General features: G+C 70.7%; 13 protein-coding genes. 12 read left to right on the top strand and 1 reads right to left on the bottom strand.

Features of this window, described 5'->3' with window-relative positions; translation table 11 throughout:
• Positions 1-137 precede the first annotated feature (137 nt).
• Positions 138-1,118, bottom strand: coding sequence for a UDP-glucose 4-epimerase GalE (gene galE, locus OG406_RS08070; RefSeq protein ID WP_329184969.1), 981 nt, complete (start codon positions 1,116-1,118; stop codon positions 138-140).
• A 321-nt stretch (positions 1,119-1,439) separates the two neighbouring features.
• On the opposite strand from galE, the gene OG406_RS08065 reads away from it, so the two are divergent.
• The 12 genes from OG406_RS08065 to OG406_RS08015 all read left to right on the top strand — a co-directional run bounded on the left by OG406_RS08065 (position 1,440) and on the right by OG406_RS08015 (position 13,350).
• Positions 1,440-3,236 (top strand): DUF5941 domain-containing protein, encoded by a 1,797-nt coding sequence (locus OG406_RS08065; RefSeq protein ID WP_266620339.1) that lies wholly within the window; start codon positions 1,440-1,442, stop codon positions 3,234-3,236.
• The gene (locus tag OG406_RS08060) at positions 3,233-3,985 is read left to right on the top strand and encodes a phosphocholine cytidylyltransferase family protein (RefSeq protein ID WP_266617608.1); all 753 of its coding nucleotides are present in this window, start codon (positions 3,233-3,235) and stop codon (positions 3,983-3,985) included. Before OG406_RS08065 ends, OG406_RS08060 begins: the two co-directional genes overlap by 4 nt.
• Positions 3,973-5,034: an iron-containing alcohol dehydrogenase family protein gene (locus tag OG406_RS08055; protein WP_329184967.1), complete on the top strand. Its 1,062-nt coding sequence runs from the start codon at positions 3,973-3,975 to the stop codon at positions 5,032-5,034. The genes OG406_RS08060 and OG406_RS08055 overlap by 13 nt, the downstream gene beginning before the upstream one ends.
• Positions 5,012-5,791, top strand: a complete 780-nt coding sequence (locus OG406_RS08050) for a CDP-alcohol phosphatidyltransferase family protein (protein WP_164371395.1) — start codon at positions 5,012-5,014, stop codon at positions 5,789-5,791. The genes OG406_RS08055 and OG406_RS08050 overlap by 23 nt, the downstream gene beginning before the upstream one ends.
• Entirely contained in the window at positions 5,788-6,672 is an 885-nt protein-coding gene (locus OG406_RS08045; protein WP_164371394.1) for a glycosyltransferase family 2 protein, read from the top strand. Before OG406_RS08050 ends, OG406_RS08045 begins: the two co-directional genes overlap by 4 nt.
• 98 nt (positions 6,673-6,770) lie before the next feature.
• Positions 6,771-7,700, top strand: coding sequence for an ABC transporter permease (locus OG406_RS08040; RefSeq protein WP_326841913.1), 930 nt, complete (start codon positions 6,771-6,773; stop codon positions 7,698-7,700).
• Complete coding sequence (locus tag OG406_RS08035; protein ID WP_081220423.1) at positions 7,693-8,472, top strand: ABC transporter ATP-binding protein; 780 nt, start codon at positions 7,693-7,695, stop codon at positions 8,470-8,472. Before OG406_RS08040 ends, OG406_RS08035 begins: the two co-directional genes overlap by 8 nt.
• A 358-nt stretch (positions 8,473-8,830) precedes the next feature.
• Positions 8,831-9,733 carry a squalene synthase HpnC gene (gene hpnC, locus OG406_RS08030; protein WP_266617609.1) on the top strand — a complete coding sequence of 301 codons (903 nt, stop codon included), beginning with the start codon at positions 8,831-8,833 and terminating at the stop codon, positions 9,731-9,733.
• Positions 9,730-10,680, top strand: a complete 951-nt coding sequence (gene hpnD, locus OG406_RS08025) for a presqualene diphosphate synthase HpnD (RefSeq protein WP_081220425.1) — start codon at positions 9,730-9,732, stop codon at positions 10,678-10,680. Before hpnC ends, hpnD begins: the two co-directional genes overlap by 4 nt.
• A complete protein-coding gene (locus OG406_RS39400; RefSeq protein ID WP_351422268.1) occupies positions 10,680-10,820 on the top strand; it encodes a DUF6380 family protein in 141 nt (46 codons plus the stop codon). Before hpnD ends, OG406_RS39400 begins: the two co-directional genes overlap by 1 nt.
• On the top strand, positions 10,817-12,223 hold the full coding sequence (gene hpnE / locus OG406_RS08020; RefSeq protein ID WP_326841912.1) for a hydroxysqualene dehydroxylase HpnE: 1,407 nt from the start codon (positions 10,817-10,819) through the stop codon (positions 12,221-12,223). Before OG406_RS39400 ends, hpnE begins: the two co-directional genes overlap by 4 nt.
• The gene (locus OG406_RS08015) at positions 12,220-13,350 is read left to right on the top strand and encodes a polyprenyl synthetase family protein (RefSeq protein ID WP_329184963.1); all 1,131 of its coding nucleotides are present in this window, start codon (positions 12,220-12,222) and stop codon (positions 13,348-13,350) included. The genes hpnE and OG406_RS08015 overlap by 4 nt, the downstream gene beginning before the upstream one ends.
• Positions 13,351-13,366 lie beyond the last annotated feature (16 nt).

The raw sequence follows: 13,366 nt of genomic DNA, 5'->3' as shown, positions 1-13,366 counted from the left end.
CCGTGCGTCGGTCCGGAACAACAGGTCCGGACTCACAGTGAACTACGGGCACGGGTCCCTGGGCAACGCGGCACTGAACACCGTTGTCATATGCTCTGACCTGCGGAAACGATCCGCAGGTCAGAGCGTTGACAAGATCATCCGGCGCTGGTTCCCGGGTGGTGGAACTGCCAGCCGCGCCAGGCCGACTCGACCATCTCGGGGACCCCGCGCCGCGCGCTCCAGCGGAGCCGCTCGCCGGCCAGGGCGGCCGAGGCCACCGCGCGCGGCGCGTCGCCCGGACGGCGCGGCTCGACGACGGGCTGCCGGGAGTCGCCGGTCACCTCGGAGACGAGGGTCATCAGCTCCCGCACGGAGACGCCCTCGCCCCTGCCGATGTTCACCGTCAGGTCACCGCTCGCGCCCTCGGCCAGCCGCCGGGCCGCCGCGAGATGCGCCTCGGCGAGGTCGGCGACGTGGATGTAGTCACGGACGGTGGTCCCGTCCGGCGTCGGGTAGTCGTCCCCGAAGATCCGCGGGGCCTCGCCCCGGGTGAGCCGGTCGAAGACCATCGGCACGATGTTGAAGACGCCCGTGTCGGCGAGCTCCGGCGAGGCCGCCCCCGCCACGTTGAAGTAGCGCAGGCACACGGTCGCGATACCGTGCGCCCGGCCCGTCGCCCGCACCAGCCACTCCCCGGCGAGCTTCGTCTCGCCGTAAGGGCTCATCGGGGCGCAGGGGGTGTCCTCCGTGATGAGGTCCACATCGGGGTTGCCGTAGACGGCCGCCGACGAGGAGAAGACGAAGCGCTTCACACCCGCCCCGGCGACCGCCTCCAGGACGGTCGCGAGGCCGCCCACGTTCTCCTGGTAGTAGCGCGTCGGCTGGGCCACCGACTCACCGACCTGCTTACGCGCCGCGAGGTGCACCACCCCCGTGATCGCGTGCTCCGACAGCACCCGCTTGAGCAGGTCCCCGTCCAGCGAGGAGCCCTGGACCAGCGGGATGTCCTCCGGAAGCCGGTTCGGCACCCCGGACGAGAGGTCGTCGAGGACGACGAGACGCTCCCCGGCCTCCGCCATCGCCCGCGCCACATGTGCCCCGATGTATCCGGCTCCGCCGGTGATCAGCCATGTCATGGACGCCAACCCTATGCCGGTCGAAACAGGTGTCCGCCCTGCCCCGCTCCGGGGGGTGCGGGAGGGTGTCGGACGGCATGCCGAGAATGCGCCGGTCTGCGAACGCGGGTTTGTGAGCGGGGACCACGATCCCCGATGATGATCGCGGCGCAGCCAGCGCAGAAGCGGTTGATCGGGCCGTGAACGGGCGGTGAACGCCCGCCTCCGTTCATCCGATAGCCTCTGCCGACACGCCGCCCGGGCCGCCTCTGCAGGCCGGGGCTCTTCCCATCACGCACACGCCCGGCGCGAGGCCGCGCCGGCACCCAGGGAGTGAGTTCGCTGTCGACCGCCATCCTCACCGGTCACCCGGTCCCCGGATCGTCGCTCGAAGGCGATCTGCGGTCGCTCGGCTTCGACGTGCGGCTCGCCTCCGACGCGGGTGAGACCGAGAGCCTGCTCGCCGCCGTGCCGGCGAACGAGCGGGTCGCCGTCGTCGACAGCCGCTTCGTGGGGCACGAGCACGCCCTGCGCCTCGGTCTCACCGACCCCCGCTTCGCGGCCTCCGCGCTGCCCGGCGCGGTGTCCGTGCAGCCCGAGGCCCGGCGGGCGCTGACCCGCGCCCTGGCCCGCGAGAGCTCCGCGAGCGGCGGCCTCGCCGTCGCCACCGAGAACCTCGCCGAACGCCTCACCGCCGCCCTCGACGCGGACGACGTCGCCGTGCACCGCCCGGAACTCGGCGCCCTCGTCGCCGTCGTCCCGACCGACCCGCAGGAACGCAACGAGGCCCGGCAGGCCGTCTCCTCCGTGGACGACGAGGCGATCCGGCTGCGCAGCGCCGTGAAGGCCCGCGACGGCTTCTTCACCACCTACTGCATCAGCCCGTACTCCCGCTACATCGCCCGCTGGTGCGCCCGCCGCGGCCTGACCCCGAACCAGGTCACCACCGCGTCGCTGGTCACCGCCCTGATCGCCGCGGGCTGCGCCGCCACCGGCACCCGCCCCGGCTACGTCGCCGCCGGATTGCTCCTCCTCTTCTCCTTCGTCCTGGACTGCACGGACGGACAGCTCGCCCGCTACTCCCTGCAGTACTCCACCCTCGGCGCCTGGCTGGACGCGACGTTCGACCGGGCCAAGGAGTACGCCTACTACGCGGGCCTCGCGCTCGGCGCGGCCCGCGGTGGCGACGACGTCTGGGCGCTCGCTCTCGGCGCGATGATCCTGCAGACCTGCCGGCACGTCGTGGACTTCTCCTTCAACGAGGCGAACCACGACGCCACGGCCAACACCAGCCCCACCGCCGCGCTGTCGGACAAGCTCGACAGCGTCGGCTGGACGGTCTGGGTGCGCCGCATGATCGTCCTGCCCATCGGCGAGCGCTGGGCGATGATCGCCGTCCTCACGGCGTTCACCACCCCCCGCATCACCTTCTACGCCCTGCTCGTCGGCTGTGCCTTCGCGGCGACCTACACCACCGCCGGCCGCGTGCTGCGCTCGCTCACCCGCAAGGCACACCGCACCGACCGGGCCGCCCAGGCCCTCGTGGACCTCACCGACTCCGGTCCGCTCGCGGAACTGCTGACCCGTGTCGCCCGCGGTGTCCCGCGCCTCGCGCCCGCCGCCGTCGCGTTCGTCGCCGGGGCGATCGTCGTGATCTGCGCCGCACTCGCCCCCTACGGAAGCTGGTGGCCGGTCCTCGGGGCCGCGGTCTACGTCCTGCTCTCGCCGGCCGCCCTGCTCAGGCCCCTGAAGGGCGCCCTGGACTGGCTCGTTCCGCCCTTCTACCGCGCGGCGGAGTACCTCACCGTGCTGGTCCTCGCGGCCAACGCGGACGTGAACGGAGCCCTTCCGGCAGCTTTCGGCCTGGTGGCCGCGGTCGCCTACCATCACTACGACACGGTGTACCGCATCCGCGGAAACGCCGGCGCCCCCCCGCACTGGCTGGTGCGGGCGACCGGCGGGCACGAAGGCAGGACGCTGCTGGTCACCGTTCTGGCCGCGCTGCTCACCGCCGCACAGTTCAAGGTCGCGCTCACGGTGTTCGCCGTGGCCGTGGCACTTCTGGTGCTCATCGAGAGCATCCGTTTCTGGGTGTCCTCCGGGGCCCCCGCCGTACACGATGAAGGAGAACCCGCATGATCGGCCTCGTGCTGGCGGCCGGCGCCGGACGGCGTCTGCGTCCCTACACCGACACTCTTCCCAAGGCGCTCGTGCCGGTGGGTCCCGAGGGTGCGGAGGACTCGATCACGGTCCTGGACCTCACGCTGGGGAACTTCGCGGAGATCGGCCTGAAGGAGGTCGGCGTCATCGTCGGCTACCGCAAGGAGGCCGTGTACGACCGCAAGGCGGCGCTGGAGGAGAAGTACGGCCTCAAGATCACGCTGATCGACAACGACAAGGCCGAGGAGTGGAACAACGCCTACTCCCTGTGGTGCGGCCGGGACGCGCTGAAGGACGGCGTGATCCTCGCGAACGGTGACACCGTGCACCCGGTCTCCGTCGAGCGGACGCTGCTGGCCGCGCGTGGCGAGGGCAAGAAGATCATTCTCGCGCTCGACACGGTGAAGGACCTCGCCGACGAGGAGATGAAGGTCGTCGTGGACCCCGACAAGGGTGTCCGCAAGATCACGAAGCTGATGGACCCGGCGGAGGCGACGGGCGAGTACATCGGCGTGACCCTCATCGAGGGCGCCGCGGCCGACGAGCTCGCCGACGCGCTGAAGACGGTGTGGGAGACGGACCCGCAGCAGTTCTACGAGCACGGCTACCAGGAGCTGGTGAACCGCGGTTTCCAGATCGACGTCGCGCCCATCGGCGACGTGGCCTGGGTGGAGATCGACAACCACGACGACCTGGCCAAGGGGCGTGTGATCGCGTGCCAGTACTGACGAGGCTCATCCCCTCGCCGGTCGTGGTCGACATCCGCGCGGGTGCCCTGGACGACCTGGCGAGCGTCCTGTACGACGAGCGGATCTCCCACTCCGGGAAGATCGCCGTCGCGGTCAGCACCGGGTCGGGCGCGAGGCTCCGCGAGCGCCTGACCCCGGCCCTGCCGGGTGCCACCTGGTACGAGGTCGGCGGTGGAACGCTCGACGACGCGATCCGGCTGGCCGACGAGATGCGGTCCGGGCACTACGACGCCGTCGTGGGCCTGGGCGGCGGCAAGATCATCGACTGCGCGAAGTTCGCCGCGGCGCGGGTCGGGCTGCCGCTCGTCGCCGTGCCGACCAACCTGGCGCACGACGGACTGTGCTCGCCCGTCGCCACCCTGGACAACGACGCGGGCCGCGGCTCCTACGGCGTGCCGAACCCCATCGCGGTCGTCATCGACCTCGACGTGATCCGTGAGGCGCCGATCCGGTTCGTCCGGTCCGGCATCGGCGACGCCGTGTCCAACATCAACGCGGTCGCGGACTGGGAGCTCTCCCACCGCGTCAACGGCGAGAAGATCGACGGTCTCGCCGCCGCGATGGCACGCCAGGCGGGCGAGGCCGTCCTGCGGCACCCCGGCGGTGTCGGCGACAACGACTTCCTCCAGGTCCTGGCCGAGGCGCTGGTCCTCACCGGCATCTCGATGTCGATCTCCGGCGACTCCCGGCCCGCCTCGGGCTCCTGCCACGAGATCAACCACGCCTTCGACCTCCTCTTCCCCCAGCGCGCGGCGAGCCACGGCGAGCAGTGCGGTCTGGGAGCGGCCTTCGCGATGTACCTGCGCGGGGCGCACGAGGAGTCGGTGTACCAGGCCGAGGTACTGCGCCGGCACGGACTGCCGGTGCTGCCCGAGGAGATCGGCTTCACCGTGGACGAGTTCGTCCAGGTCGTCGAGTTCGCTCCGCGGACCCGGCCCGGGCGCTACACGATCCTCGAACACCTCGACCTGAAAACCCACCAGATCAAGGACTTCTACTCCGACTATGCCAAGGCCATCAGTAGCTGAACTCCGCCCGGTCGTTCACCCCGCGGGGGTCAAGGACCGGCGCAGCGGTGAGCACTGGGCGGGACGCCTGTACATGCGAGAGATCTCGCTGCGCTGCGACCGCTACCTGGTGAACACCAGGATCACGCCCAACCAGCTCACGTACCTGATGACTCTGTGCGGCGTGCTCGCGGCCCCGGCCCTGCTGGTGCCGGGGATCGCGGGCGCCGTGCTCGGACTGGTCATGGTCCAGCTCTACCTGCTGCTCGACTGTGTCGACGGCGAGGTCGCCCGCTGGAAGAAGCAATTCTCGCTCGGCGGGGTCTACCTGGACCGCGTCGGCGCCTATCTGACCGACGCCGCGGTCCTCGTCGGCCTCGGGCTGCGCGCCGCCGACCTGTGGGGCGGCGGCCGGATCGACTGGCTGTGGGCCTTCCTCGGCACCCTGGCCGCCCTCGGCGCCATCCTGATCAAGGCGGAGACCGACCTCGTCGGTGTCGCCCGTCACCAGGGCGGTCTGCCCCCGGTCCAGGAGTCCGCCGCCGAGCCCCGCTCCTCCGGCATGGCGCTCGCCCGCCGGGCCGCGGCCGCGCTCAAGTTCCACCGGCTGATCCTCGGCATCGAGGCGACCATGCTCATCGTGGTCCTCGCGATCGTCGACCAGATCAGGGGCGACCTGTTCTTCACCCGGCTCGGCACCGCCGTGCTCGCCGGCATCGCGATCCTGCAGACCCTGCTGCACCTCGTGTCCATCCTCGCCTCGAGCAGGCTCAAGTGAGTACGGGCATGAAGGTCGGCGCGGTCGTCATCACCATGGGCAACCGCCCCGAGGAGCTGCGGGCCCTGCTCGACTCGGTCGCCAAGCAGGACGGCGACCGCGTCGAGGTGGTCGTCGTCGGCAACGGCTCGCCCGTCCCCGACGTCCCCGCAGGCGTCCGTACGGTCGAGCTGCCCGAGAACCTCGGCATCCCCGGGGGCCGCAACGTCGGCATCGAGGCCTTCGGCCCGGGCGGCACCGACGTCGACGTCCTGCTCTTCCTGGACGACGACGGACTGCTCGCCCACCACGACACCGCGGAACTGTGCCGCCGTGCCTTCACCGACGACCCCCGCCTCGGGATCATCAGCTTCCGCATCGCCGACCCCGGGACGGGCGAGACCCAGCGGCGCCACGTGCCCCGGCTGCGTGCCGCCGACCCGATGCGCTCCTCGCGCGTCACCACGTTCCTCGGCGGCGCCAACGCCGTGCGCACGAAGGTCCTCGCCGAAGTGGGCGGCCTTCCGGACGCGTTCTTCTACGCCCATGAGGAGACCGACCTCGCCTGGCGGGCCCTCGACGCCGGCTGGATGATCGACTACCGGTCCGACATGGTGCTGTACCACCCGACGACCGCCCCCTCGCGGCACGCGGTGTACCACCGCATGGTGGCCCGCAACCGCGTGTGGCTCGCCCGCCGCAACCTCCCCGCGCTCCTCGTCCCGGTCTACCTCGGCGTCTGGATGCTCCTGACGCTGCTGCGCCGCCCCTCCCGGGCGGCTCTCAAGGCCTGGTTCGGGGGATTCCGGGAGGGCTGGAGCAGTCCGTGCGGACCCCGCCGTCCCATGAAGTGGCGTACGGTGTGGCGGCTGACTCGACTGGGCCGACCTCCCGTCATCTGACAAGCTCGATTCCGAGAGCGTCGGAGCCGGCAACGGTCCCCGGCTCTCGCCTCTGCCCGATCCGGCCGTGCGCATCATGAAGACGAAAGTTTCCACTTGTGAGTGAGACAACACATGACGGTGGAGTCGCGGTGAGCGACCGACCGTCGCCCGACGAAGGGCTCTCCGCGGCCGAGCTGGCCGCCAAGTACGGGCTCGCGGTCAGTGGCGCCCGGCCGGGCCTCGCCCAGTACGTTCGTCAGCTCTGGGGCCGACGGCACTTCATCCTCGCCTTCTCCCAGGCGAAGCTCACCGCCCAGTACAGCCAGGCCAAGCTCGGCCAGCTCTGGCAGGTGGCGACGCCGCTGCTGAACGCGCTCGTCTACTACCTGATCTTCGGCCTGATCCTGAAGGCCAACCGCGGGATGTCGCACGACGTGTACATCCCGTTCCTGGTGACGGGCGTCTTCGTCTTCACGTTCACGCAGAGCTCGATCATGGCGGGTGTCCGGGCGATCTCCGGGAACCTCGGCCTGGTGCGCGCGCTGCACTTCCCGCGCGCCTCGCTGCCCGTCTCCTTCGCGCTCCAGCAGCTCCAGCAGCTGCTGTTCTCGATGATCGTCCTGTTCATCGTGGTGATCGCCTTCGGCAGCTACCCGGGCATGTCCTGGCTGCTGATCCTCCCCGTGCTGTTCCTGCAGTTCCTCTTCAACACGGGCCTCGCGCTGATCGTGGCGAGGATGGGCGCCAAGACCCCGGACCTCGCCCAGCTGATGCCGTTCGTCCTGCGCACCTGGATGTACGCCTCCGGTGTCATGTTCTCCATCAGCACCATGCTCGCGGAGAGCCCGGAGTGGATCGCCCGCGCGCTCCAGGCGAACCCGGCCGCCGTCTACATGGACCTGATGCGCTTCGCGCTCATCGACGGATACGGCTCCTCCAACCTGCCGCCCCACGTATGGGCCATCGCCGTCTTCTGGGCCGTGGTCTTCGCCGTCGGCGGGTTCGTGTACTTCTGGAAGGCTGAAGAGAGGTACGGCCGTGGCTGAGCTCGAGAAGAGGTCGCACATCCCGACCGTCATCGCGGACGAGCTGCACATCGTCTACCGCGTGAACGGCGCCAAGACCGGCAAGGGAAGCGCCACCGCCGCCCTGAGCCGCATCGTCAAGCGCGGCGAGGAGCGCGGGGTGCGCAAGGTGCACGCCGTCAAGGGCGTCTCCTTCACCGCGTACCGGGGCGAGGCCATCGGCCTGATCGGTTCGAACGGCTCCGGCAAGTCGACGCTGCTGCGCGCCATCGCCGGCCTGCTGCCCGCGGAGAAGGGCAAGGTCTTCACCGACGGCCAGCCCTCGCTGCTCGGCGTGAACGCGGCCCTGATGAACGACCTGACGGGCGAGCGGAACGTCATATTGGGCGGGCTCGCCATGGGGATGTCCCGCGAGCAGATCCGGGAGCGCTACCAGGACATCGTCGACTTCTCGGGGATCAACGAGAAGGGCGACTTCATCACGCTGCCGATGCGGACCTACTCGTCCGGCATGGCGGCCAGGCTGCGCTTCTCCATCGCGGCGGCCAAGGACCACGACGTCCTGATGATCGACGAGGCGCTCGCCACCGGCGACCGCTCCTTCCAGAAGCGCTCCGAGGCCCGCATCCGCGAGCTGCGCAAGAGCGCGGGCTCGGTGTTTCTGGTCAGTCACAACAACAAGTCGATCCGCGACACCTGCGACCGCGTGCTGTGGCTGGAGCGCGGTGAGCTGCGCATGGACGGACCCACCGAAGAGGTCCTCAAGGAGTACGAGAAATTCACGGGCAAGTAACCCGTTTCGCCCAGGGCCCCGCCGGAACTCTCCGGCGGGGCCCTGCGTCTGCAAAGGAAAGGCCAACTCCGGTCGGCCGTAGGAATCTTGACGCCAATCGGTGTGTTGTTGTGATGTGCAGGACACCCCGGCGGAGTGTGCCGCGTTGTACAACGTAAGCTGTACCGGTGCTGAATTGCGTCAAGTAGGGCGATAATACGCGACACCCGGCACCGTCGCGCTGTGCGGATCTCCGAGCGGCGTGTCCGAAATGGGCAGTGTTGGGTCGGCAGTGTAGAACGGGAGATGTGACGGCAATGGCTACGGTGACTCTCCAGCTCCGCGATGCGTGTGCCGTCCCCGCGCCGGGCGGCCGGCGGTGACCGAAGCCGATACGGCCCGCACCGGTGATCCGGGGCGCGGCACCCTGGACAAAGCCGCGGACGAGAACTTCCCCGTGGCGCCCTTCTTCCTGCCCAGGGCCTGGCGCGACGACCTGATGGCGGTCTACGGCTTCGCGCGCCTCGTCGACGACATCGGTGACGGCGACCTCGCCCCCGGTGGCGGTGACGCCCGCCTGCTCGGCGTGTCGGCCACCGAGTCCGAGGACACGTCGGTTCTGCTGGACGCCCTGGAATCCGATCTTCACCGCGTGTTCGACGCGACCCCGCGCCATCCCCTGCTGCAAGGTCTGCAGCCCACCGTCCGCCGCGCGGGCCTCACCCCCGAGCCGTTCCTCGGCCTGATCGCGGCCAACCGTCAGGATCAGCTTGTCAAGCGGTACGAGACCTACGACGACCTGCTCGCCTACTGCGAGCTGTCCGCGAACCCCGTCGGCCGGCTGGTCCTCTCCGTGACCGGGACGTCCACCCCCGAGCGGGTCCGCCACTCCGACGCGGTGTGCACGGCACTCCAGATCGTCGAGCACCTCCAGGACGTCGCCGAGGATCTCGGCCGCGACCGTGTCTATCTTCCCGCCGAGGACATGAAGCGCTTTCATGTCGTCGAAGCGGATCTCGCCGCCCCCACAGCAGGCGCATCGGTGCGAGCACTGGTTGCATACGAAGCAGAACGCGCCTTGAACCTCCTGAATGAAGGCACCCCCCTCGTGGGTAGCGTCCACGGCAGGCTGAAGCTGCTGCTCGCGGGGTTCGTCGCGGGGGGGAAGGCGGCGGTCCACGCGATCGTCGCCGCCGAATACGACGTACTGACAGGCCCGCCCAAGCCCGGCAAGCTCCAGTTGCTGCGCGAGGTGGGAGTGACTCTGCGAGGAAAGGGGTGATCCGGACCGTGGAGTCGGAACAGCACGTGTCCGCACCGGTACTCGCCGCGTACAGCTACTGCGAGGCAGTGACCGGTCAGCAGGCCCGCAATTTCGCGTACGGCATCAGGCTGCTGCCTACGGCCAAGCGCCGTGCGATGTCTGCGCTCTACGCGTTCTCCCGGCGTGTCGACGACATCGGCGACGGCACGCTGGCACCGGACGTGAAGGCGGTACGCCTCGAGGAGACGAAGGCGCTGCTCGCCCGCGTCCGTGCGGGCGCCGTCGACGAGGACGACACCGACCCGGTCGCCGTCGCCCTCACGCACACCGCCGAGTACTTCCCGGTCCCCCTCGGGGGCCTGGACGAGCTCATCGACGGCGTGCTGATGGACGTACGCGGCGAGACCTACGAGACGTGGGACGACCTGAAGGTCTACTGCCGGTGCGTGGCCGGGGCGATCGGGCGGCTCTCACTCGGTGTCTTCGGCACCGAACCGGGGGCCCGCGGCGCCGAGCGCGCGCCGGAGTACGCCGACACGCTGGGGCTCGCCCTCCAGCTCACGAACATCCTGCGGGACGTCCGCGAGGACGCGGAGGGCGGGCGCACCTACCTGCCGGCCGACGATCTGGCGAAGTTCGGCTGCTCGGCCGGCTTCGACGGGCCGACCCCGCCGCCGGGCTCCGACTTCGCGGGTCTGGTGCACTTCGAGGTGCGGCGTGCCCGTGCGCTGTTCGCCGAGGGCTACCGGCTGCTGCCCATGCTCGACCGGCGCAGCGGCGCCTGTGTCGCGGCGATGGCGGGCATCTACCGGCGGCTGCTCGACCGCATCGAGCGCGAGCCCGAGGCGGTACTGCGCGGCCGGGTCTCGCTCCCCGGACGCGAGAAGGCGTTCGTCGCCGTGCGCGGTCTCTCCGGACTCGACGCCCGCCACGTCTCCCGGCGCACCGTCCGGAGGCGCGCCTGATGGACAATAGGGGTCAAGGTGACACGACCGGCGAAAAGCGGCACGCAACCCTCCGGAGCCGGACGGCGTCCCTGACTGCAACGGCCTGCCGTGCGTCGTTCGATCACCATGGCGCGGCCCCAGGGGAGGGTGCACGATGAGCGAGGTCAAGGAGTCCGCTGACGACTCCGCCCGGTCCGCCGTGGTGATCGGCGGCGGACTCGCCGGGATCACCGCGGCGCTCGCGCTCGCCGATGCCGGAGTGCGCGTCACCCTGCTCGAAGGCCGGCCGCGGCTCGGCGGTCTCGCGTTCTCCTTCCAGCGCGGCGACCTCACCGTGGACAACGGCCAGCATGTCTATCTGCGCTGCTGCACCGCCTACCGCTGGTTCCTCGACCGCATCGACGCGGCCTCGCTGGCGCCGCTGCAGGATCGTCTCGACGTGCCCGTTCTCGACGCGGAGGCCGCTCCCGGGCGCAGACTCGGCAGAATCGGCCGCGACGCGCTGCCGGTGCCGCTGCACCTGGCGCGCAGCCTCGCGACCTACCCGCACCTCTCGCTCGCCGAGCGCGCCAGAGTCGGCCGTGCCGCGCTCGCGCTCAAGGGACTGGATCTCACCGATCCGTCGCTCGACGCGCAGAACTTCGGCGACTGGCTCGCCGGGCACGGTCAGTCACGACGTGCCGTCGAAGCACTGTGGGACCTCGTGGGGGTCGCCACCCTCAACGCGGTGGCCGGCGACTGCTCGCTCGCCCTCGCCGCGATGGTGTTCAAGACGGGTCTGCTGTCCGACCCGGGCGCTGCCGACATCGGCTGGGCACGCGTCCCGCTGGGCGAACTGCACGACACCATGGCCCGCAAGGCGCTCGACTCCGCGGGCGTACGCACCGAGATCCGTACACGCGTCACCTCCGTCTCCCCTTACGAGAACGGGCGTTGGAGTGTTCAGGTTCCCGGCGAGCGCATCGACGCCGACGCCGTCGTGCTCGCCGTGCCCCAGCGCGAGGCCCACGATCTTCTGCCGGACGGCGCGCTCGACGCCCCGGAGCGGCTGCTGGACATCGGCACCGCGCCGATCCTGAACGTCCACGTCGTCTACGACCGCACCGTCCTCACCGCGCCGTTCTTCGCCGCGCTCGGCTCCCCGGTGCAGTGGGTCTTCGACCGCACCGAGGCGTCCGGGCTCCGCGAGGGCCAGTACCTCGCGCTGTCGCAGTCGGCGGCGCAGGACGAGATCGACGAACCCGTGTCGGCGCTGCGGGAGCGGTACCTCCCCGAGCTGGAGCGACTGCTGCCCGGTGCGCGCGGCGCCGAGGTGAAGGACTTCTTCGTGACCCGGGAGCGCACCGCGACGTTCGCTCCCGACCCGGGTGTCGGGCGGCTGCGCCCCGGTGCCCGGACCAAGGCCCCCGGCCTGTACCTGGCCGGAGCGTGGACCGCCACAGGGTGGCCCGCGACCATGGAGAGTGCGGTCCGCAGCGGCGTCGGCGCGGCGGGTGCCGCGCTGGGCGCGCTGGGACGGTCCCGCGATCATCTCCTCGGACTCTTCGAGGAGGCGGCATGACGCTCGAACAGAGCACGACAGGCCCCCGCACCCCCGGTATCGCAACAAGAGGAGAGACTGTGCCCACTGTGCCCCCGGCCGAAACGGCTGCCGACGCGGTGGACGTGACCGCGCTCCTGGAGCGCGGCCGGACCCTGTCCACACCGGTGCTGAAGGCGGCCGTGGACCGCCTGGCGGCGCCCATGGACACCGTCGCCGCCTACCACTTCGGCTGGATCGACGCCGAGGGCAACCCCGCGGACGGTGACGGCGGCAAGGCGGTCCGCCCGGCGCTCGCCGTGCTCTCCGCGCAGGCCGCGGGCGCCGAGCCCGAGGTCGGCGTCCCCGGCGCGGTCGCGGTCGAGCTGGTGCACAACTTCTCGCTGCTGCACGACGACCTGATGGACGGCGACGAACAGCGCCGGCACCGCGACACCGTCTGGAAGGTGCACGGCCCCGCCCAGGCGATCCTGGTCGGCGACGCCCTGTTCGCGCTGGCCAACGAGGTGCTGCTGGAGCTCGGCAGTGTCGAGGCCGGCCGCGCCACCCGGCGCCTGACCACCGCCACCCGCGCCCTGATCGACGGCCAGGCCCAGGACATCTCCTACGAGCACCGCGACCGGGTCAGCGTCGAGGAGTGCCTGGAGATGGAGGGCAACAAGACCGGCGCCCTGCTCGCCTGCGCCTGCTCCATCGGCGCGGTCCTCGGTGGCGCCGACGACCTGACCGCCGACACCCTGGAGCGGTACGGCTACCACCTCGGCCTGGCGTTCCAGGCCGTCGACGATCTCCTCGGCATCTGGGGCGACCCGGAGGCCACCGGGAAGCAGACCTGGAGCGATCTGCGCCAGCGCAAGAAGTCCCTGCCCGTGGTGGCGGCGCTCGCGGCGGGCGGGCCCGCCTCCGAGCGGCTCGGCGACCTGCTCGCCGAGGACGCCAAGGCCAGCGACTTCGAGAACTTCTCCGAGGAGGAGTTCGCCGCGCGCGCCGCGCTCATCGAGGAGGCGGGCGGCCGCGACTGGACCGCCCAGGAGGCGCGCCGGCAGCACGCCATCGCCATCGAGGCGCTCGACGCCGTCCCGATGCCCGACCGTGTGCGGGCCGAGCTCGTGGCACTCGCCGACTTCGTCGTCGTACGAAAGAGATGATCACTATCGGTCGAAT

Source organism: Streptomyces sp. NBC_01428 (genome assembly GCF_036231965.1).
Lineage (GTDB): Bacteria > Actinomycetota > Actinomycetes > Streptomycetales > Streptomycetaceae > Streptomyces.
Note: the sequence above shows the minus strand (reverse complement) of the source record. Positions and strands in the feature narration are given on the sequence as shown.